Consider the following 20,552-nt stretch of genomic DNA (forward strand, 5'->3'; position numbering starts at 1 on the left):
CCGCGCACCCGCGCACCCGCCGTTGAGCGTCCAGGAAACGCCGTATCGCGCGCGGGCGTTACGGCGTGTCTTGGACACTCACCCACTCGCGGCCCGGGGTGGGCGCCTGCGCGGGCGGACCCGGCGGGTCAGCGGCGGCCGGCGGGGATGGGGGCGTCGCGGCGGGCGGCGGCCTCGAGGCGCTCCCGGCGCGCGTGGCGGGCGTGCTGCAGGACGCTCACCGTGACGATGATCGCGAGCAGCGCGTACAGCACGATCGTGAGCGGCGACGAGACGAAGATCGACGGGTCTCCCTCGGACACCGCGAGCGCTCGACGCATCTGCGTCTCGGCCATGGGTCCGAGGATCGCGGCGATCAGCACCGGGGCGAGCGGGATCGAGAACCGCCGCATGACGAAGCCGACCACGCCGATCGCGAGCGCGAGCCACAGGTCGACCACGCGCGAGGCGATCGCGTAGACGCCGAGCATCGCGACGACCGTGATGCCCGCGTAGAGGTAGTGACGCGGGATCAGCAGCAGCTTCGCCCACACCGCCGCGAAGGGCAGGTTGATGATCAGCAGGATGATGAGGCCCAGGAACAGGCTCGCCAGCAGCGGCCACACGAGGTCACCGGAGCGTTCGAACAGTAGCGGGCCGGGTTGCATCCCGTACTGCTGGAACGCGGCGATCATCATCGCGGCCGTCGCCGAGGTGGGCAGGCCCAGGCCCAGCAGCGCGCCCATCGCCGAGCCCGCGGTGGCGTTACCCGCGGCCTCGGGGGCGGCGACGCCCTGGATCGCCCCGCGGGTGCCGAAGTCGGTGTCACCGCGGCGGCGGGCGAGGCGCTTCTCGGTGCCGTACGCGAGGAACGTGGGCACCTCGGACCCGCCGACCGGGATCGCGCCGAAGGGCACCCCGAACGCCGTGCCGCGGAGGAACGCGGGCAGCGCCTGCCGCCACTCGCGCCGCGTGAGAAGCGGTGAACCGCTCGGGGCGACGAGCTTGCCGGGTCCGCCCGCGCGGCGGATGTGGCCCGCGACGTGCAGCACCTCGCCGATCGCGAGCAGGCCCACGGTGATGACGATGATCGAGATGCCGTCGAAGAACACGGGGCTGCCGCCGGTGAAGCGCTCGGCTCCCGTCATCCCGTCGATGCCGACGAGGGCGAGGGCGAAGCCGAGACCGAGGGCGACGAGGCCGCGCACGATCGAGTCGGCGACGACGGCCGAGATCGCCACGAACGCGAACACGGCGAGCGCGAAGTACTCCGCGGGCCCGAACACCTTGGCGAGCTCGACGATGTACGGGGCGAAGAACACCACCAGCACGCACGCGATCGTGCCGCCGAGGAAGGCGCCGATCGCCGAGGTGCCGAGCGCCTTCGCCGCTCTGCCGTCCTTCGCCATGCGATGACCCTCGAACGTCGTCGCGATCGCGGAGGAGTTGCCCGGGGTGTTGAGCAGGATGCCGGCGGTGGAGTCCCCGAACAGACCCCCGAAGTAGATCGAGGCGAACATGATGAACGCGCCGGTCGGGTCGAGGCTGAAGGTGACCGGCAGCAGCAGGGCGACCGCCATCGCCGAGCCGAGACCCGGAAGCACGCCCACGGCGGTGCCGAGCACGGCCCCGATGACGAGGAAGAGGAGGTTCTGCGGCGTGAAGGCGACCGCGAAGCCGCCCGCGAGGTTGATCAGCTGATCCACGGCGAGAGTCCTTCCAGGATGCCGGCGGGAAGCGACAGGCCCAGGCCCGCCCCGAACGCGAGCTGGACGAGGGACGACACGATGACGCTGACGCCGATGTCGAGCAGGGGCCGGCGGCTGCCGAACGCCCACGAGATGACCCAGAACAGGGCGGCGGCCGACAGGATCCAGCCGAGCACGGGGAGCACGACGATGAAGCCGGCGAGACCCGCCACGGTGATGCCGAGCGTGCGCCAATCCACCGACGCCGGCTTCGACGGCGACGCCACGTCCTCGGGAGAAACGACCCGCAGCTCGCCCGTCTCGTCGATCGCGCCGAGGTCCTCGAGCATCTCGTTCGAGATCTCGACAGGGTCATCGGCGACGTGCGCGCGGCGGCTCGTGCGCAGCACCTCGACGAGAAGCCCGATGCCGGCGAGCCAGAGGAAGCCGCTGACGAGCATCGGGAAGAACTGGGGGCCCGGGAAGGCGACGTCGGCAGGCACTTGCATGGTCGCCGTGCCGACCGTCAGGAACGCGGCGAGCACGAAGACCCCCGCGACGACCACCAGTTCGCTGCGGCCGGTGTACCAGCGGGGCGTCCGCTGCACCCGCAGCGACCCCGTGGTGAGGGTGGACGGTTCGGTCACAGACCCAGCTCCTTCATGATCGCGGTCGTGCGTTCGGTCTCCGCCGACAGGTAGGCGGCGAACTCGTCACCGGCGAGGAAGCTGTCGACCCAGCTGTTGCGGGTGAGCACCTCCTGCCAGGCCTCGGTCTCGCGCATCTCGGATGCCATGGCCACCAGCTCGGCGTGCACCTCGTCGTCGATGCCCGGCGGCGCCACGAGCCCGCGCCAGTTCGACATCGCGACGTCGACGCCCTGCTCGCGGAAGGTCGGCACGTCGACGTCGTCGAGGGGCTCCTCGGCCGACAGCGCCAGGGCGCGGAGGTTGCCCGACTCGATCTGGTCGCGGAAGTCGTTGTAGCCCGAGAGGCCCGCCTGCGTCGTGTGCGACAGGAGCGAGGTGACGACCTCGCCACCGCCGGGGTAGGCGAGGTAATTGACGCGCTGCGCGTCGATGCCGCCCTGCTGGGCGAGCATCCCGGCGAGCAGGTGGTCGATGCCGCCGAGCGAACCGCCCGCGATCGCCGTTCCCTCCGGGTTCGCGAGGAACGCCTCCATGAAGTCGTCGAGCGTCTGGAACGGAGAGTCGCCCGGCACGACCAGCACGTTGAAATCGTCGGCGAGGCGCACGATGGGCCGCACGTCCTCGAGGCTCACGGGTGACCGGTTGACGATGACCCCACCCACCATCACGCCCCCGGTGACGAGCATGATGTCGTGCCGGTCGCCCATCTCGGCGACGGCCCCGAGGCCGATCGTGCCGGCGGCACCGGGGATGTTCATCACCTGCACGGCACCGGCGATCCCCTCTTCGCGCATCACCTGCTGGGCCTCGCGCCCGAAGGTGTCCCAGCCGCCGCCGGGGGCCGCCGGGGCGACGATCGTGAGCTTCGTGCGGGGGTTTGCGACCCCGCCCGTCGCGGCCGCGCTGAGCCCCGCCGTGACGAACAGCGCCGCGGCGACCACGCCCACGACGACCCCCGTCACGCGTCGGCGTCGGGGCGGACGCACGGGGTGCTGCGCCTCTGGTGGCGTCGGATGCTGCATCGAACCCTCCCGGGACATCGTCGTTGCCGGATGAGAAGCTAGGTTGTCAGCGCCTCTCCCCCGGCGGCGCGCTCGAGAGCCTTTGCGCTCTTTGATGCTCACGACGATCCGCTCCCCGAGCGCCGTGCACGAGGAGGTGCCCATGTCGATCACTCGCCCCGACCGCGCGCCCGTGCGCGTGCGCCTCGCCGTCCTGCTCGCTCTGCAGTGCACGGTCGTGCTCGTGTGCGTCCTCGCCACCACGCTCGTCGCGATGTCGGTGCAGGAGCGCAGCATCCGGGCCGCGACCGAGGAACGCGTGCTCGACGTCGCCACGAGCCTCGTCGAACTCGACCAGGTGCAGCGCGCGGTGCTGCTCGACACCGACGCCGCCACCGCCGACCTCCAGCCACTCGCCGACGTCGTCGCCGCGGCATCCGGCGTCGACTATGTCGTGGTCACCGACGCCCGTGGCATCCGGCTCACCCACCCGAATCCCGTCGAGCGGGGACGCACGGTGTCGACGGATGCCACGGCGGTGCTGGCCGGAGAGACCTTCCTCGGCACGGAGACGGGGACGATCGGGCCGAGTTTGCGGGCGAAGGTGCCGATACGTGCGGGGGCCGCCGTGGTGGGGACGGCGTCGGTGGGTGTGCTCGAGACGGAGATCTCGCGCAGCTTCGACGAAGCGGTGGGCGGGATGCTGCCCTGGGTGGCGGGCTCCATCGTGCTGGGCGTGGTGCTCAGCGGGCTGCTCACCGCGGCGCTTCGCCGACGCGTGCGGCGCCTCGAGGCGGACGCGCGCGAGCTCGAGACGCAGCGGCGGATCTCCGGGGCGCTCCGCGACCAGACGCACGAGTTCCACACGCGCCTGCACGTGATCCGCGGGCTCGTGGCCGAGGGCGAGACCGGAGAGGCGCTGACCTACATCGGAGGGCTGGCGCCCGTGGCATCCGGCCTGTCGATCGACGATCCGGCGCTGCGCGCGCTGCTGGACGGACTCGCCGCCGAGGTCCCGGGGCTACGGGTGGACCCCGCGAGCCTCGTGCTCCGCGGGAGCATCGACGACGAGGTGCTGACGGTCGTGGGGAACCTCGTCCGCAACGCCGCCGAGGCGACCGGGGGCGAGGGACGCATCGACGTGCTCCTGCTCGCGGGCGACGAGCGACTGACGATCGACGTCGCCGACGACGGTCCCGGCGTCGCCCCCGCCGACGTGACGCGGATCTTCGACCGCGGGGTCAGCTCGAAGGCCGGCGCGGAGCGGGGCGTGGGGCTCGACCTCGTGCGCCGGATCGCGGGAGCGCGCGGAGGCTCGGTCACGGTCGGGCGATCCGCCCCGGGCGGGGCGCGCTTCACCGTGGAGCTGCCGCGCGTGGGGGCGCGGCCGTGATCCGGGATTCCCGCGCGCCCCTCCCCCAGGTTGAGTGTCCACAACACCCGGAGGGTTTCTCGAGGCGTCCGGGTGTTGTGGACACGCAACGGGGTGGCCGGGGTGCGCGACGGGTGCAGCGCGCGCACGGATCGCCGGGGAGGGGGCGCGGATGAGTCCGGATGCCGTGATCCGCACGATCATCGTCGACGACGACGCCGCGGTGGTGCGGTTGCACACCGCGTATCTCGACGCGCTAACCGGGTTTCGCCTCGTGGGGACGGCCCGGACCGGCGCCGCGGGGGCGGCGCTTGCGGCGGGAAGCGACATCGACCTCGTGCTGCTCGACATGAACCTCCCCGACTTCAGCGGCGTCGAGGTGCTGCACCGGCTGCGGCTCGTTCGGGAGTGGGACGTCGACGTGCTCGTCATCAGCTCCGCCCGCGACACCCTCACGATCCGTCAGGCCGCGGCGGCGCACGTCGTCGGGTACCTCGCCAAGCCCTTCACGCGCGAAGCGTTCGTGCGGCGTCTCGAGGAGTACCGCCGCGGCCGCGCGGAACGGCCCGCCGAGGTGCCGGTCAGCATGGGGCAGGGCGACATCGACCGGCTGGTCTCACCGGTGACGTCTCCGGTGCGCACGGTCGTGGCATCCGAAGCTCTCCTCCCCAAGGGGCTCGCGGAGTCGACCATGCACACCATCCGGGCCGCTCTTCACCCCGTGACCCCGGCGAGCGCGCGAGACATCGCGGCCGCGTCGGGCGCCTCTCGCGCGACGGTGCGGCGGTATCTCGACGTGCTCGTGGCCCGCGGCGAGATCGACGTCTCGCACCGCTTCGGCGCCCGCGGCCGCCCCGAGGTGCTGTACCGCCTCGCCGCGCGCTGACCCGGCGCAGCGACGGCAGGTTGAGTGTCCAAGACACGCCGTCACGACGTGCGGAGTTACGGCGTGTTCTGGACACTCAACGGATTCGAGCGCCGGGCTCACCGCGGCCGAGGCGGCGCCGTCGTGCCGCGGGCGACGAGACGCGTCGGCAGCAGGAGGTGCGTCTCGGGGAGGTCCTCTCCGGCGAGGAGGGCGAGGACCATCCGCACGGCCTCGGCGCCGAGGCGCTTCATCGGCTGGCGCACGGTCGTCAGCGCGGGTTGGGCGCGCGCGGCCTCGGGGACGTCGTCGAAGCCCACGACCGAGAGGTCGTCGGGGACGCGCAGTCCGCGCTCGGCCGCGACGTCGATGATCGACAGCGCCGACAGATCGTTCGCCGCGAACACCGCGGTCGGGGGGTCGTCGAGCGACAGCATGGCCTCGGCGGCCTCGCGCGCGACGTCCTGCTCGTACCGCCCGACACCGACGAGGGCGGGATCGAACGGGATGCCGGCGGCCGAGAGCCCTTCCCGGTATCCGGACGCGCGAGCCACCGCCGACCGCAGGTCCGGCCGACCGGCGATGAAACCGATGCGCCGATGCCCGAGCTGGACGAGGTGGTGCACCGCCTGCTGCGCCCCGATGAAGCTGTCGGATTCGACGGTGGGAAGGTCGGCGCGGCCCGTATGCGGGTCGATCGCGATGATCGGCACGTCGCTGGTGACGTTGACCACGGTCGGGGTCACGATGATCGCCGCGTCGATGAGCGTGCCGCTGAGGCGGCTGAGCGAGCGACGCTCCCAGCCCTCCCCCTCGCTCCTCGAGCCGCTGTAGGCGAGGAGATCGTACCCGGTGCCGGACAACGCACCCCCGACGCCCTTGAGGATCTCGGCCGAGAACGGCTCGATCGCCGCGACGAGCACGCCGACGACGCCCGTCTTCCGGGAACGCATACTGCTCGCGACGAGACTCGACTCGTACCCGAGGGTCTTCACCGCGTCCAGGACCCGGCTCACGGTCTCGGGCGAGACCCCGTACCGCCCGTTGACGGCTTTCGACACCGTGGCCACCGAGACACCGGCCGCCGCGGCGACGTCGTGGATGGTGGCGCGTCGGGTCATGGCATCAGACCATAGCGTGGAAATCATTTTCGAAAACGTTTGACGCGTGTCTGCCCCCGGGCGACACTGCTCAGACCCGGGGCGCAGCACACGCCCCGGGAACCGGCATCGCTGCCGACGACCACCGCGCGTCCCCGAGGGACGCACCTCGACGAAGAGAAACGGGAATCACATGAACACGCGCAAAATCCTCGCCGGAGCGGCCCTCGCCGTCGCCGGCACCCTCGCGCTCGGCGGTTGCGCCGGCGGCGGCGGGGGGCAGAACGCCGACGGCTCGGTCACGCTGACGCTGTGGCACAACTCCACCACCGGTGACGGCAAGAAGTACTGGGAGGACACCGCCGCAGCCTTCGAGGCGGCCAACCCCGGCGTCACGATCGAGATCCAGGCCGTGCAGAACGAGGAGATGGACGGCAAGCTCCAGACCGCCCTCAACTCCGGAGACGCCCCCGATCTCTTCATGGCCCGCGGCGGCGGCAAGCTCGCCGACATCGTCGCGGCCGGTCAGGTGATGGACCTCACCGACAAGATCTCCGCGGATGCCAAGACCGCCCTCGGCACCTCGCTCAACGCCTTCGAGGTCGACGGCAAGAACTACGGCATGCCCGTCGCCGTCCTCCCCTCGGGCATCTTCACCGCGCAGGACCTCCTCACCGCCGCGGGCGTCACCGAGGCTCCCGCCACCATCTCCGACCTCGAGGCCGCGGACGCGAAGATCCGCGCGACCGGTGTCTCCCCGATCGCCGTCGGCGCGAAGGACGCCTGGCCCGCCGCGCACTGGTACTACAACTTCGCGCTGCGCGCCTGCTCGAAGGACGTTCTGGATGCCGCGGCGCAGAGCCGCAGCTTCGACGACCCGTGCTGGCTCCAGGCGGGCGAGAATCTCGAGTCGTTCCTGAAGACCCAGCCGTTCAACGAGGGCTTCCTCACCACCGCGGCGCAGCAGGGTGCCGGATCGTCCGCGGGTCTGCTCGCCAACCACCAGGCCGCCATGGAGCTCATGGGCGCCTGGAACCCCGGCGTGATCGCCTCGCTCACCCCCGATGAGAAGCCGCTGGCCGACCTCGGCTGGTTCCCCTTCCCCGAGGTCCCCGGCGGCAAGGGAGAGAAGGGCGCCATCATGGGCGGCGTCGACGGCTACTCGTGCTGGGTCAACGCTCCCGCGCAGTGCACCGACTTCCTGAACTTCCTCGTCGACAAGGAGAACCAGGAGAACTACGCCGCAGCGTTCCAGACCATCCCCGCCTCGAGCGAGGCGACGGATGCCGTCACCACCCCCGCCCTGCAGTCGGCTCTCCAGGCGTACACCGAGGCCCCCTACGTGTCGGTGTGGCTCGACACCCTCTACGGCCAGAACGTCGGTAACGCCCTGAACGTGGCGGTCGTGGACCTGTTCGCCGGCAAGGGCAGCCCGCAGGGCATCGTCGACGCGGTCAACGCCGCCGCCTCGCGCTGAGGAGTCCCGATATGACCACCGTGCGTCACCCGGTCGCCACCGCGTCCGACGACGTCGCCGGTCGCCGCCTCGCCGAGGAGGGTGCCCCGCGCACCCCCTCGGCCGGGCGGCCGCCCGTCCGCCGTCGCCGCGAGAACTGGCGCATCCGCGGCGAGCTCGCGATCCTCCTCGGCCCCGCCCTGGTCGTCTTCGTCTCGTTCGTCATCCTCCCGGTGGTCCTCGCCGCCTACTACGGCTTCTACAAGTGGTCGGGCTTCGGCACCCCCACCGACTTCGTCGGCATCCGCAACTACGTCACGATCCTCACCGACCCCGCCTTCCACGAGGCTCTCGGCCACAACGCCTTCATCGTGATCGGCTCGCTCGTCCTGCAGGGACCGCTCGCCCTCGGCCTCTCGCTGCTGCTGAACCGCAAGATGCGGGCGCAGTCGCTCATCCGCGTCCTGATCTTCGTGCCCTACGTCATCTCCGAGGTCGTCGTCGGCCTCGGCTGGGGCCTCATGCTGCAGTCGGGAGGCGCGCTGAACGGGCTGCTCGACAAGATCGGACTCGGAGCCCTCCGCGCCGACTGGATCTCCGATCCGGCACTCGCGATCTGGACGCTGCTGATCATCATCACGTGGAAATACATCGGCTTCGCCGTCATCCTCTTCCTCGCCGGTCTCCAGGGCATCCCCGAAGAGCTCAGCGAAGCCGCCGCGATCGACGGGGCCTCCTACTGGCAGATCCAGCGCCACATCGTGCTCCCCCTCATGGGACCGACGATCCGCATCTGGGCCTTCCTGTCGATCATCGGCTCGCTGCAACTGTTCGATCTCGTCTGGATCATCTGGGGACAGTACGTCGCCTCGACCGCGGGCACCTCGACCATGGCCACCTACATGGTCGCCAACGGGCGCAATGCCGGCAGCTTCGGCTACGGCAGCGCCGTCGCCGTGGTGATGTTCCTCATCTCGCTCGCCGTCGCCCTCATCTATCAGCGCTTCGTGCTCCGTCGCGACACGGCCGGCGCTCTCACGGGAGGCACCAAGTGACCGCCACCGCCACCCTCGTCACCCCGCGGGGAAGCAAAGCCCCGCGCCGGACCCCCGCAGGCACCAACCGCGGCTCGTCCGTGCTCGTCGGCTTCGTCGCTCTGCTGCTCATCGGCATGATGCTCGCGCCGGTCGTCTACATCATCCTCGGCGGCTTCCGCTCGAACGCCGAGATCACCGTCGACCCGTCGGGCTTGCCCACCCGGTGGAACTGGGAGAACTACGCCGATGTCCTGACCAGCGGCGTCTTCTGGGGCCAGGTCGGCAATTCCGCGATCGCGGCCGTCGCCACGACCGTCTTCGTCGTGGCGCTCGGCCTCATGGCCGCGTACGCCCTGTCGCGCTACCGCTTCCGTGGTCGCGGTGCGGTGTACGCCCTGTTCACCGCGGGGCTGATGTTCCCGATGACGGTGGCGATCACCCCGCTGTACATCCTCGTCCGCAACCTCGGGCTGATGAACTCCCTCGCGGGCGTCATCGTTCCGCAGATCGCGTTCGCCCTGCCGCTGACGATCATCATCCTGTCGCCGTTCCTCGCCGCGATCCCGAACGAGCTGCAGGAAGCCTCCTCGATCGACGGGCTCGGCCGCCTCGGGTTCTTCTGGCGCATGGTGCTGCCGCTCGCCGTCCCCGCGGTCGTGACCGTCGGCATCCTGGCCTTCGTCAACAGCTGGAACTCGTACATGCTGCCGCTGTTCATCCTCAACAACGAAGCGACCTACACGCTGCCGCTGGGGACGCAGGCCTTCGCCTCGCAGTACTCCGTCGACACCGCGCGCGTACTCGCGTTCACCTCGCTGTCGATGATCCCCGCTCTGCTGTTCTTCAGCGTGTTCGAGCGGCGCATCGTCGGCGGCCTGACCGGCGCCGTGAAGGGCTGATCCACGATGACCATCCACCGCACCGACGTCGGTGCTGCCCTCGAGGCCGGCATCTCCCCCCGCGTCCAGGCCCTCTTAGCCGACATGACCCTCGACGAGAAGCTCGCGCAGCTCGTGGGCTACTGGGTCGATCAGGGAGACGAGGTCGTCGCCCCGCTCTCGGGCGAGAAGGTCACGACCGCTGCCTACACGGATGCCACGGTGCACGGCCTCGGCCACCTCACGCGCGTGTACGGCACGCGTCCGGTCGACCCGATCGAGCGCGCCGAGTGGCTCTGGGGCGAGCAGCGTCGACTGCAGACCGAGACGCGGCTCGGCATCCCCGCGATCGTCCACGAAGAGTGTCTGACGGGCTTCGCCGCGTGGAAGGCCGCGACATTCCCGACGCCGCTGGCGTGGGGCGCGTCGTTCGATCCGGAGACGGTCGAGCTCATGGCATCCGCGATCGGTCGGTCGATGCGCGACCTCGGGGTGCACCAGGGACTCTCGCCCGTGCTGGATGTCGTGCGCGACCCCCGCTGGGGACGCGTCGACGAGTGCATCGCGGAAGACCCGTACGTCGTCGGGACCATCGGCACGGCGTACGTGCGGGGCCTCCAGAGCGCGGGCGTCCACGCGACGCTCAAGCACTTCGTCGGGTACTCCGCCTCGCGCGCGGGTCGCAATCACGCCCCCGTGTCGGCGGGTCCGCGCGAGCTGCAGGACGTGTTCCTGCCGCCGTTCGAGATGGCCGTGCGCGACGGAGGGGCGCGTTCGGTGATGAACGCGTACGTCGAGATCGACGGGGTCCCGATCGCCTCTTCCCCCGAGATCTTCACCGACCTCCTGCGCCGCCGCTGGGGGTTCGACGGCACGGTCGTGTCGGACTACTTCGCGGTGGAGTTCCTCCGCTCCATGCACGGCATCGCCGGCAGCCTCGGCGAAGCCGCCCAGCTCGCCCTCGAGGCGGGGATCGACGTCGAGCTCCCCGGCCCCGACGCCTATCCGCATCTGGCCGAGCGGGTGGCATCCGGAGCTCTTCCCGAGGCCGTGGTCGACCGCGCCGTCGCCCGGGTGCTCGCCGAGAAGGAGGACCTCGGACTCCTGGATGCCGACTTCGCCGACGCCCCGACCGAGATCGACCTCGACGACGCCGAACACCGGGCGCTGGCCCGCCGTCTCGCTCTCGAGAGCGCGGTGCTGCTGCGCAACGACGGAGTGCTCCCCCTCGCGACGCCCGCACGGATCGCGGTCATCGGCCCCAACGCCGACAGCGCGGAGGCGCTGATGGGGTGCTACTCGTTCGCGAACCACGTGCTCGCCCACCACCCGGGCTTCGAGATGGGCTTCGAGATCCCGACCGTCCGCGAGGCCCTGGCCTCTCGGTTCGGCGACGTCACGTACGCCTTCGGGTGCCCGGTGGAGGGCACGGACATCGAGGGCTTCGCCGAGGCGACCTCGGCGGCTCGAGACGCCGACGTCGCGATCGTCGTCGTCGGCGATCGCGCCGGGCTCTTCGGCCGCGGAACCGTCGGCGAGGGCAACGATGCCGACTCGCTCGAGCTCCCCGGCATGCAGCGGAAGCTCGTCGAGGCCGTGGTCGCGACCGGGACGCCGGTCGTGCTCGTGCTGCTGACCGGCCGGCCGTATGCGCTGAGCTGGGCCCTCGACGGCCTCACCGGTCCCGCGGCGGTGCTGCAGGCCTTCTTCCCGGGCGAGGAGGGCGGGCCCGCGTTGGCTGCGCTTCTGGCGGGGGATGCCACCCCGTCGGGGCGTCTTCCCGTCTCCCTCCCCCGCTCCGCCGGGGCCCAACCCTATTCATACCTGCGTCCGCTGCTCGGCGGACCGTCGGGCGTGACGAGCACCGACCCGACCCCCGTGCGGCCTTTCGGCTTCGGGCTGTCGTACACGACGTTCGCGCGCGGAGAGCTGCGGGTGGACGGGGTCGCGGCGGCAGAAGCGCTCGGCGACGCCGAGGTGCCGGGCTCCGGAACCGTCGCCGACGTCCGCGCGGGCGACGCCTTCACGGTGTCGGCCCGCGTCACCAACACCGGAGCCCGGCACGGAGCCGACGTCGTGCAGGTGTACGCGCACCGATCCGTGGCCAGCGTGACCCGCCCGGTTGCGCAGCTGGTCGCCTACGCCCGCGTCGAGCTCGAACCCGGCGAGAGCGCCGAAGTCCGCTTCACGGTGCCCGCCTCGCGGCTGGCATACAGCGACCGGTCGCTCCGCCGCGTGGTCGAGCCCGGCGAGGTCGAGCTGCGGCTGGGGCCCTCGTGCGCCGAGGTCGACGAGGCGGTCGGGCTGCGGATCACCGGGCCGACGTACGAGCTGGGGGGCGACGACGCGCGCGTGGTCGAGGTGGAGGTGCGGCGGGGCTGAGCGCGGGTGCGGTGCGACACGATCACCGCTGTTTCGCATCGCGCTCGGCGTCCGCATCGCCCCGCTGTCACATGTCGAGCAGTTGCAGCGCGAGAGTGACCAGTTTGTCCTTTCCGAGCTGACTGTCCTGTCCCCAGCGACCGCCGCCGATCTGGACGTGGACACCGGGGACGACCACTGTTCCCGAGCCCCCGTCGACGGGCGCGGACCCCGTGTCGAGCCACAGTCCCACGCCTCCCCGCGCGTCCAGCCGCGGGTCGGTGAAGTAGCCCTTGATCCCGTACTGCTCCGCTACAGCCGGGTCAGGCACATCCGAGGTATCCGCCGTGATGGTCACCGTGAACATCCGGATGTCGGTGAGCGCCGAGATGTCTTCCTCGGTGGGCTGCCACACGCACGAGATCGAGTCTTGCTCGACGTAGGAGCCCTCCTTGTCGAGAGGCATGCCCGCAACGTCGTCCGCCGCGACCGCAGCGATCTGGTCACAGCTGGTGATGTGGGGGAAGGGGTGCGCGGCGCCGATCTCGTCGGGTTGCGACGGTTCGGACGCACCTGCCTGGTTCGGTTCCTCAGTCGCGGGCGCAGCGGAGGGCGCCACGGACCCGACGGGAACGCACCCCGCGAGCAGCGTGGCTGACAGCAGAGCACCGACCATCATCCATTGACGAGCTGATTTCACGGTCGGCATGTTAGCCGCCTCCCCTGAACCCGGAAGGTCGAGCCGGTCCGGACGCCGGTGGGACCGCACGAGCCGGGCCAGGCCGCGCGGCGCATGCGCTCTCAGCTCACCGGCTCGCTCGCGAGAACCGCACCATACCCGACCGCGCCGTCGATGATCGTGCCGCGCACACGCACGTCGGGCAGATCGTCGGGAGCGGGCGCGAACAGGTCGCCCTCGAAGACGGTGAAGCTGGCGCGGCGGCCCGGCGCGATCACTCCCTCGTCGAGGCCGGCCGTCTCCGCGGCCGAGACGGTGTACGCCGTGAGCGCCTCCGCCCGTGTCAGCCGCTGCGACGGCACCACCGCGCCCATGTCGACCGCACCGACCCGCCGCCGCATCTCCGCGATCGCGATGATCTCCCTCGGGTCGAAGGGACCGATGGGCCAATCCGATCCGATGACGACCGTGGTCCCGGCATCCAGGAGGTCCTTCATCGCGAACGCGCGGTCGGCGCGTGCGGCGCCGAGCCGTTGCGACCAGTTGTCGCTCTGGTCCGCACGCAGGGACATGCAGCAGTGCGCCGGCTGCATGCTGGCGGCGACCCCGGCGCGCGCGAAGCAGTCGACGAGTTCGACCGGCAGCGTCTCGATGTGCTCGATGCGGTGCCGTCCTCGCGCGGGGGCGTCGACCTGAGCGAGGGTGGCGAGCGCGAACTCGATCGCGGCGTCGCCGATGGCGTGCGTGGCGGTCGCCACCCCACGGGAGGCGAAGAAGCGCACCGCCTCGACGTATTCCTCGGGGTTCTGCCAGATCGAATGGGTCGACTCGCCGTGCGAGTCGGGCGAGCGCAACCAGGCGGTGCCGTTGTCGACGGTTCCGTCGAGGAAGAACTTGACCCCGTCGACCGACCACCTCTCGCCCCGGCGGGCCTGCAGATCGACCAGGCGCGTCAGCTCGTCGGGACTCGCGCCCGGCTCGCAGACGGGTGACACCCGATAGCGCAGGGGCAGCGTGCCCACCGACTCCGCCGTGGTCAGGAGGGCGATCTCGTCGGGGTCGAGGATGAGGGAGTGCGTGAGGGTGAGCCCCGCCGAGGCCATCCTCGCCAGCAGGTCGAGGAGCTCTCGGGCCTGCTCCTCGTGCGGGGGTTGGGGCACCGCCTTCTCGACGAGCGCGACGGCCTCCATCTCCCACACCGCGCCCGTCGGGCGGCCGTCGGCGCGGCAGGCGATCTCGGCGTTCGAGGAGAACTCCACCGCCCCGTCGACGCCGGCAGCCTCCAGCGCCTCGGCCGACAGGAAGGCGCCGTGGTAGTCGAACGTCTTCACGAAGACCGGTCGTCCCGGCACCGTCGCGCGGAAGAAGTCGACGCCGATGTCCGCGTCGGCGTACACCCGCGGCCCGAGGTTCCACCCCACGATCCACCCCTCCGACTCGTGCGCCGCCGCGCGGAGAGCAGCGGCCAGCTCGACGATGTCGTCGACCGTGCCGAGGTCGATGCCGCGGGTCGTCCGCATCCCGATGACGGGGTGCGAGTGGAGGTCGAGCAGCCCCGGCGCGATCGTCGCGTCGCCGAAGTCGTACCGGTGCGCCGCCGTCTGCGCCCACTGCTCGCCCTCGGCCCGATCGCCGACGTGGACGATGCGCGCGTCCCGCACCGCGATGGCCTGAGCCGCGGATCCGGCGGTGACGACATGGTCCGCGAAGTACACGGCGTCGAACGCCGACGCGCTCACTCGCCGACCGCCGACTTCTCGCGGTCGTCGGACGCTTCATCGACGGATCGCTTCCCCATCTGTCCCCACGCGCGTTTCAGCGTGCGCTGAATGGAGCGGTCGAGAGCGACGGCCACGATCAGCGTCGCCCCCACGAGCATCGTCTGCAGGAACGGCGACACCTGCAGGAACACCAGGCCGTTGCTGAGCACCTTGAAGAACAGCAGACCGGCCACCACGCCCGAGATCCGGCCCATGCCGCCCTCGAACGCGACTCCGCCGAGCAGGACCACGGTCAGGGCCTGCAGTTCCATCCCGGAGCCGATGGTCGGGCTGGCCGACTGCACCTTGGCGGTGAGCAGGATGCCGACGATCGCCGCCGCGACGCCCGAGGCCAGGAACATCTGGAAGCGTCGCAGGCGCACGTTCACGCCCATGAGGTGCGCCGCGCGTTCGTTGCCGCCGATCGCGAGGATCTCCTTGCCGAGCCGGTTGCGGCGCAGGAAGTACCAGCCGAGGGCGATGACGACCACGAGCAGGACGATCTGGATCGGGATGGGTCCGACGCTCGCCGTCCCGAGCCCGCGGAAGTCGTCGGGCAGGCTCGACCGCTGCACGGTCTTGCCGCCGGTGATCAGCTGGGCGAAGCCGCCCCACACGCTGAGGAAGCCGAGCGTCACCACGATGGGGTTCAGCCCCCCGTAGGCGACGAGCAGTCCGTTCAGCGCGCCGGCGACCAGGCCCAGGAGCAGCCCGACACCGATGCCGAGCAGGGTGTTCCCCGTCTGCGACATCACGAGCGCGGACGACACCGCGGATGCCGAGGCGACCGAGCCGATGGACAGGTCCACCGACCCCGACATGAGCAGGAACGCGAGGGGGATGACGACGATCGCCAGCTCGGACGACTGCAGGAGGATGTTCTGCGCGTTGCCCAGCGTGAAGAAGTTGCCGTTGAGCAGCGTGAAGAGCGCGATCAGCAGGATGAGCGCGGCGAAGATGCCGTTCTTGGCGAGGAAGAGCCGGAGAGAGGCCGGTCGGACGTTCATGCGTGTGCTCCTTCCGAACCGGCGGCCTGAGGCACCCGGTCGGCGAGTTCGAGGAGGGTCGCGAGCAGGTGCTCGTCGAAGGAGGGGGTGCGGTCGAGCTCGGCGACCTGGTCGCCGAGCAGGGCGTACGCGCGGTCGCAGACGCCGGCGATCTCGTCGGACTCCGCCGAGGCGACCACCACGGTCGTCCCGGCGCGCGCGAGATCCCGGACGGCGCGGACGATGTCGGCTTTCGCCCCGACATCGACGCCCTGGGTCGGTTGCGCCAGCAGCAGCACGCGCGGCGCGTGCGCGAACATCCACCGCGCCAGCAGGTGCTTCTGCCGGTTGCCGCCCGAGAACTGATCGATCGTGGCCGCGGCATCCGGACCGAGGATGTTCAGCGCCGCGCGAGCGCGATCGTACGTCCGCGTGGTGTTGCGCCCGCTGATCCACCACCCACGGCCGGCCGCACGCCGGTACCACGGGAGGAAGACGTTCTCCGAGGCGCTCAGTCCGGACACGAGCCCGTCGCGCTCACGGTCGCCGGGAACGAGATGGATGCCACGGCGCAGCGCGCCGCGCGGATGAGCGACCTCGATGCTCTCTCCCGCCGTGATGGAGAAGCGTCCGCGCAGCCCGTACACCGCTTCGACGAGGTCGTACTGCGCCCCGCCGGCCATACCGAAGAGGCCGACGACCTCGCCCTCCCGGAAGGAGAGCGTGTGGGTACCGTGGCGAACTTCCAGACCCACCGCCCCGGTCTCGGCCGGGGCGAACTCGCTGTCGGCGAGGTCGGGGGCCAGCGCGCGGGCGAGGCGGCGCGGAGTGAAGTGGGACGCCGTCTCGTCGGCGACCAGCGCGCCCCCCGACAGGATGAGGATCCGCTCGCAGACGTCGAGGATGTCGGGCAGACGGTGCGAGACGTAGACCACGGCCACCCCATCGGCCGCGAACCGGCGGATGAGTCGATGCAGCGCCTCGGTGTCCGCCTGCCCGAGAGCCGCTGTCGGCTCGTCCAGCAGAAGCACCCGCATCTCCCGCCCCACCAGGCCGCGCGCGAGGGCGACGAGCTGGCGTTGGCCCAGGCCGAGGCTCGCGACGGGAGTGTCGAGGTCGAGATCGCACCCGACGCGATCGAGGGCCGCGCGGGCTGCCGTGCGTCGATCCGCGCGAGATGGGGCCGGCTGCGTGAGCCAGAGGTTCTCCTCCACCGTCAGGTTCGCGGCGAGCGCGGGTTCCTGGTGCAGGATCGTGATGCCGAGGGCCGCGACCTCGCGCGGCGTGATGCCGGCGGGAACGGGTTCGCCGTCGAGGAGGTAGCCGCCCGAGGTGGGCCGCACCACGCCGCCCAGCACGTTGAAGAGCGTCGACTTGCCGGCGCCGTTGTGTCCGAGAAGGCCCACGACCTCTCCCGGCGCAATGCGCCCGGAGAGGTCGTGCAACGCCCTCGTCGCTCCGAAGTCCACCGTGACGCCGGTGAACTCCAGGCGGGGAGTCGTCGAAGAGGTCATGTGGAGCCGCGCCGTCACTTCTTGTCGGAGTAGAAGGACGTGTAGTTGTCGCGCGTGACCTCGGTCGAGGTGATCGTGACGTCCTCGGGCTTCTCGCCGTCGGCCGCCGCGATGAGCATCTTGGCGTTGGCCTCACCCAGCACCTTGGCCGGCAGGATGTAGCTCAGACGCCAGATCGAGTTCGGCTCGCCGTAGATGTCGAGCACCTCGTCGGTGGCATCCAGTGCTCCGAGCAGGTACGACGGGTCGTCCTTTGCGACACCCTGATCCATCAGGTACTGGTACGCGCCCTGGAGCGTCTCGGATGCCATGCCGAGCCAGATCTTCGTCCCCGGCTGCGCGGCGAGCTGGCTCTGCGCGGCGGCGTAGCCGTCGTCGAGCGAGATCACCGAGATCTGGTTCACGGCGACGTCGGTGCCGCTGTTCTTCAGGCCCTCGACGATGCCCTCGCTGCGCTCGCGCCCGAGGTCGGTGTCCCAGTATCCGAGCAGGGCGACCTGCTGTGTGCCCGCCGATGCGTACTTCTCCTTGACCCACGCACCCGCGGCCTCGCCGAGCGTGACGCCGTCGTCGTGATTGTTGAGCTTCACGGCGCTCGACACGCCCTCCCACGCGCTGGCGTACCCGAGGACCGGGATGCCGGCCGCTTGCGCCTTCTCGGTGACGGCGACCGTGGAGTCCGATTGCACCGGGTAGCCCATGATGGCCTTGATGTCGCCGCGCTGGATCCAGTTCTCCCAGTCGTTGACCTGGGTCTGGATGTCCCAGCCCGGGTCGTCGGTCACGAACTGGTACCCCGCCTCTTCGACGATCGGCTTCATGACCTCGAGCTGGTCGTTCCAGATGGGGATGTCGAGGCCTGCGAAGCTCATGGCCACAGCGCCCTTGCTGCCGCCCGCTCCCCCGTCTCCGCTCGCGCCCGTGGCACCCGCGCATGCGGACACCGACAGTGCTCCCGCGAGCACCAGGACTGCCGCAGCGAGTCGCGTCTTTGTGTTCATCCGTCCTTCTCCTGCCGTGTGCCGGAGCGCAACCCGCCCCGGGTGAGCACGACAGTAGAAGCGGATCGCCGGACGCTTCTCAGTAAGAATGCGGAGGCGAGCGAGATCGTCACGCACGGTTACCGAACCGAAACACGCCTCACCGCGAGAAGGGGACGAGGAGCGGGGCGCGACGGCGTCAGCCGAGCAGGTGGACCAGAGATGTCTCGGGCGTTCCCTCGGGCCGGTAGAGCGCGTTGCGCACGGCACGTCCCGTCGCCTGCCCGCGCCGGGTGCAGTCGAGCTTGCCGAGGATGTTCGAGATGTGCGTGTGCACGGTGCGCACGCCCACCTCCATGGACTCGGCGATCGCCTCGTTCGTCCCGCAGCTGATCAGACGGGTCAGCACGCGCACCTCGGTCAGGGTGAGTCCGTACGGGGCGGGCACCTCGCGCTCGATGACGGTCACCGAGTGCCCGGCGGAATCCTGCTCGTCGGCGTGACGCCGCACCACGACGCGGTACCAGGCGCGACCGGACGTCCACAGGAAAGCGACCTCGCCCGCCGGGGCGTCGAAGACGGGTGCGATGGCCTCGAGGAAGCCCGGTTGGGTGACCGTCTCGGCCATCTGCCGGCCCGCCATCGGCGAGAGTGCACCGGAGCGCTGCACGACCGCCGCATGCGCCGAGGTCGGCACGGCCTCGAGCTCGTGCGCCGTGGCGCTGATCGCGTGCGCGAGCAGAGTGGCGAGCGCCGCGGACGTGCGCCGACGCGCGGTGTCGTAGAACCCCTCGGTCCGCGATGAGAAGTTCGCCAGGCCCACGTACCGGCCGCGGTGCTTCAACTCGAGCGTGATGCCGTCGCGAAAACCGGCCGGGGCGAGGAAGCCGTTGTAGATGTCGGAGCGGCGGAAGCTCCCGGCGACGTTGCGCTCGGCACTGATCGACGTCGGCAGGTCGTCGTCGGCGTCGACCGGATACCAGACGGGGGACGGCCAGTTCTGGGTGAAGTCCTCCGCGAGAGCGCGTGCCACATCGCCGGGGTAGCCGATCTGCGCCATCTGTCGGTGCAGGTCGTCGCTGCGGTCGAACACCAGCACCTGCGCGGCGTCGAACGGCAGGATCGAGCGGACGGCTTCGAGGTGCTGGCGCATCAGTTGCGACGCCGTCAGTGGGATGAGCGCGTCGGAGAACTCGCGCGACCACGAGCGAACGACAGCGTGGTCCATGGCGGCATCCGGGGATTCTCGAGTGCGACGGTGCGGGTGTGATGAATGTAACACCGCCGGACACGGGCGGCTTCGCCGCGCGGACTGCGTGTGCGCGCATCCGCGTTAGCGTGGACCCACGCCACGCACGCGCGAGAGGACCCGATGACGCCGCACGAGGAGACCCCCGCCCGACCCGAGACCGTCGTCGGCAACCCGGCCTCCCGGATCCACCCCGACCACGACGACGCCCGGGCCGACCCGTGGTCGATCGACCTCGAGCGGATCCAGTTCTCGCCGTACTTCTCTCGGCTCTCGGCGGTGACGCAGGTCGTCTCTCCCTCCCTCGGCGCCGCACCCGTCCACAACCGCCTCACGCACACGCTCAAGGTGAGCGCGATCGCGCGGGTCGTCGCGCTGCAGTTGAACACCCGCTCGCGCCGCGCGGGCGAGGGCGACGTCTGCAACGCGACCGTCGTGGAGGCCGCCGCCTACGCGCACGACCTCGGCCACCCGCCGTTCGGCCATCTGGGCGAGTCGACGCTCGACCGCCTCGCCCGCGACGAACTGGGTCTTGCCGACGGGTTCGAGGGCAACGCGCAGACGTACCGCATCCTCACCGCGCTCGATGTGGTCGAGAACGCCCCGCGCGGGCTCAACCTCACCGCGGCCGTGCGCGCGGCCTCGGCGAAGTATCCGTGGGCGCCGTCCGTCGACGCGGCCGACGTCGAGCAGATCGGTCCGCCCCGTGGCATCCGGCGCTCCCCCGACGGCGCGTACCGGGTGCACAAGTACTCCGCGTACGACCTTGATCTCGCCGATCTCGACGAGGCCCGTCAGGGGGTGGATGCCGAGCCCCTCCGCCAGAGCATCGAGGGCGCCGTGATGGACCTCGCCGACGACATCGCATACTCGGTGCACGACGTCGATGACTTCTACCGCGCCGGGATCCTCGATCACGCGCCGATCGCGGCGGAGTTCCGCGGTTGGCTCGACGACGTGCTCGAATGGCGCAGCCGCGACGACGCCGAGGTGCGCG

General features: G+C 70.8%; 17 protein-coding genes. 7 read left to right on the plus strand and 10 right to left on the minus strand.

Translation table 11 applies throughout. The features are described 5' to 3' along the window. Positions 1 to 128 precede the first annotated feature (128 nt). Genes NS220_RS04720 through NS220_RS04730 form a run of 3 tightly spaced genes read right to left on the minus strand, consistent with a single transcriptional unit; the run spans position 129 to position 3,303 of the window. Positions 129 to 1,685 (minus strand): tripartite tricarboxylate transporter permease, encoded by a 1,557-nt coding sequence (locus NS220_RS04720; RefSeq protein WP_058622942.1) that lies wholly within the window; start codon positions 1,683 to 1,685, stop codon positions 129 to 131. Continuing rightward, positions 1,673 to 2,314 (minus strand): tripartite tricarboxylate transporter TctB family protein, encoded by a 642-nt coding sequence (locus NS220_RS04725; protein WP_058622943.1) that lies wholly within the window; start codon positions 2,312 to 2,314, stop codon positions 1,673 to 1,675. Before NS220_RS04725 ends, NS220_RS04720 begins: the two co-directional genes overlap by 13 nt. Beyond that, on the minus strand, positions 2,311 to 3,303 hold the full coding sequence (locus tag NS220_RS04730) for a Bug family tripartite tricarboxylate transporter substrate binding protein (protein WP_153004155.1): 993 nt from the start codon (positions 3,301 to 3,303) through the stop codon (positions 2,311 to 2,313). Before NS220_RS04730 ends, NS220_RS04725 begins: the two co-directional genes overlap by 4 nt. A 178-nt stretch (positions 3,304 to 3,481) precedes the next feature. Between NS220_RS04730 and NS220_RS04735 the strand changes: the two genes are divergently transcribed. Next, positions 3,482 to 4,711, plus strand: coding sequence for an ATP-binding protein (locus tag NS220_RS04735; RefSeq protein WP_058622956.1), 1,230 nt, complete (start codon positions 3,482 to 3,484; stop codon positions 4,709 to 4,711). Between the two features lie 151 nt (positions 4,712 to 4,862). Beyond that, complete coding sequence (locus NS220_RS04740; protein ID WP_058622945.1) at positions 4,863 to 5,576, plus strand: response regulator; 714 nt, start codon at positions 4,863 to 4,865, stop codon at positions 5,574 to 5,576. Between the two features lie 98 nt (positions 5,577 to 5,674). On the opposite strand, the gene NS220_RS04745 is transcribed toward NS220_RS04740, so the two are convergent. Then, positions 5,675 to 6,676 carry a LacI family DNA-binding transcriptional regulator gene (locus NS220_RS04745; protein WP_058622946.1) on the minus strand — a complete coding sequence of 334 codons (1,002 nt, stop codon included), beginning with the start codon at positions 6,674 to 6,676 and terminating at the stop codon, positions 5,675 to 5,677. A gap of 172 nt (positions 6,677 to 6,848) precedes the next feature. On the opposite strand from NS220_RS04745, the gene NS220_RS04750 reads away from it, so the two are divergent. The 4 genes from NS220_RS04750 to NS220_RS04765 are packed head-to-tail and all read left to right on the plus strand — an operon-like array spanning position 6,849 to position 12,408. Further along, a complete protein-coding gene (locus tag NS220_RS04750) occupies positions 6,849 to 8,132 on the plus strand; it encodes an extracellular solute-binding protein (RefSeq protein WP_058622947.1) in 1,284 nt (427 codons plus the stop codon). 11 nt (positions 8,133 to 8,143) lie between these two features. After that, on the plus strand, positions 8,144 to 9,166 hold the full coding sequence (locus tag NS220_RS04755) for a carbohydrate ABC transporter permease (RefSeq protein WP_058622948.1): 1,023 nt from the start codon (positions 8,144 to 8,146) through the stop codon (positions 9,164 to 9,166). Next, positions 9,163 to 10,047 (plus strand): carbohydrate ABC transporter permease, encoded by an 885-nt coding sequence (locus NS220_RS04760; protein WP_058622949.1) that lies wholly within the window; start codon positions 9,163 to 9,165, stop codon positions 10,045 to 10,047. The genes NS220_RS04755 and NS220_RS04760 overlap by 4 nt, the downstream gene beginning before the upstream one ends. A 6-nt stretch (positions 10,048 to 10,053) precedes the next feature. Further along, positions 10,054 to 12,408 (plus strand): beta-glucosidase, encoded by a 2,355-nt coding sequence (locus NS220_RS04765; RefSeq protein WP_058622950.1) that lies wholly within the window; start codon positions 10,054 to 10,056, stop codon positions 12,406 to 12,408. Between the two features lie 67 nt (positions 12,409 to 12,475). On the opposite strand, the gene NS220_RS04770 is transcribed toward NS220_RS04765, so the two are convergent. The 6 genes from NS220_RS04770 to NS220_RS04795 form a co-directional block, all read right to left on the minus strand. Beyond that, entirely contained in the window at positions 12,476 to 13,087 is a 612-nt protein-coding gene (locus NS220_RS04770; RefSeq protein ID WP_153004156.1) for a hypothetical protein, read from the minus strand. Between the two features lie 101 nt (positions 13,088 to 13,188). Continuing rightward, positions 13,189 to 14,805: an amidohydrolase gene (locus NS220_RS04775; RefSeq protein WP_058622952.1), complete on the minus strand. Its 1,617-nt coding sequence runs from the start codon at positions 14,803 to 14,805 to the stop codon at positions 13,189 to 13,191. Beyond that, positions 14,802 to 15,833, minus strand: coding sequence for an ABC transporter permease (locus NS220_RS04780; protein WP_058622953.1), 1,032 nt, complete (start codon positions 15,831 to 15,833; stop codon positions 14,802 to 14,804). Before NS220_RS04780 ends, NS220_RS04775 begins: the two co-directional genes overlap by 4 nt. Next, a complete protein-coding gene (locus tag NS220_RS04785; protein WP_058622957.1) occupies positions 15,830 to 17,326 on the minus strand; it encodes an ATP-binding cassette domain-containing protein in 1,497 nt (498 codons plus the stop codon). Before NS220_RS04785 ends, NS220_RS04780 begins: the two co-directional genes overlap by 4 nt. Positions 17,327 to 17,340: 14 nt before the next feature. Further along, positions 17,341 to 18,327, minus strand: a complete 987-nt coding sequence (locus NS220_RS04790; RefSeq protein WP_058622954.1) for a sugar ABC transporter substrate-binding protein — start codon at positions 18,325 to 18,327, stop codon at positions 17,341 to 17,343. Between the two features lie 178 nt (positions 18,328 to 18,505). Then, positions 18,506 to 19,534, minus strand: a complete 1,029-nt coding sequence (locus NS220_RS04795; RefSeq protein WP_058622955.1) for a response regulator transcription factor — start codon at positions 19,532 to 19,534, stop codon at positions 18,506 to 18,508. A 144-nt stretch (positions 19,535 to 19,678) separates the two neighbouring features. Here NS220_RS04795 and dgt point away from each other — a divergent pair. Next, positions 19,679 to 20,552: dGTP triphosphohydrolase (gene dgt / locus NS220_RS04800; RefSeq protein ID WP_153004157.1), on the plus strand; the 874-nt coding region annotated here is incomplete at its 3' end.

It is taken from the genome of Microbacterium testaceum (genome assembly GCF_001476655.1).
GTDB lineage: Bacteria > Actinomycetota > Actinomycetes > Actinomycetales > Microbacteriaceae > Microbacterium > Microbacterium testaceum_C.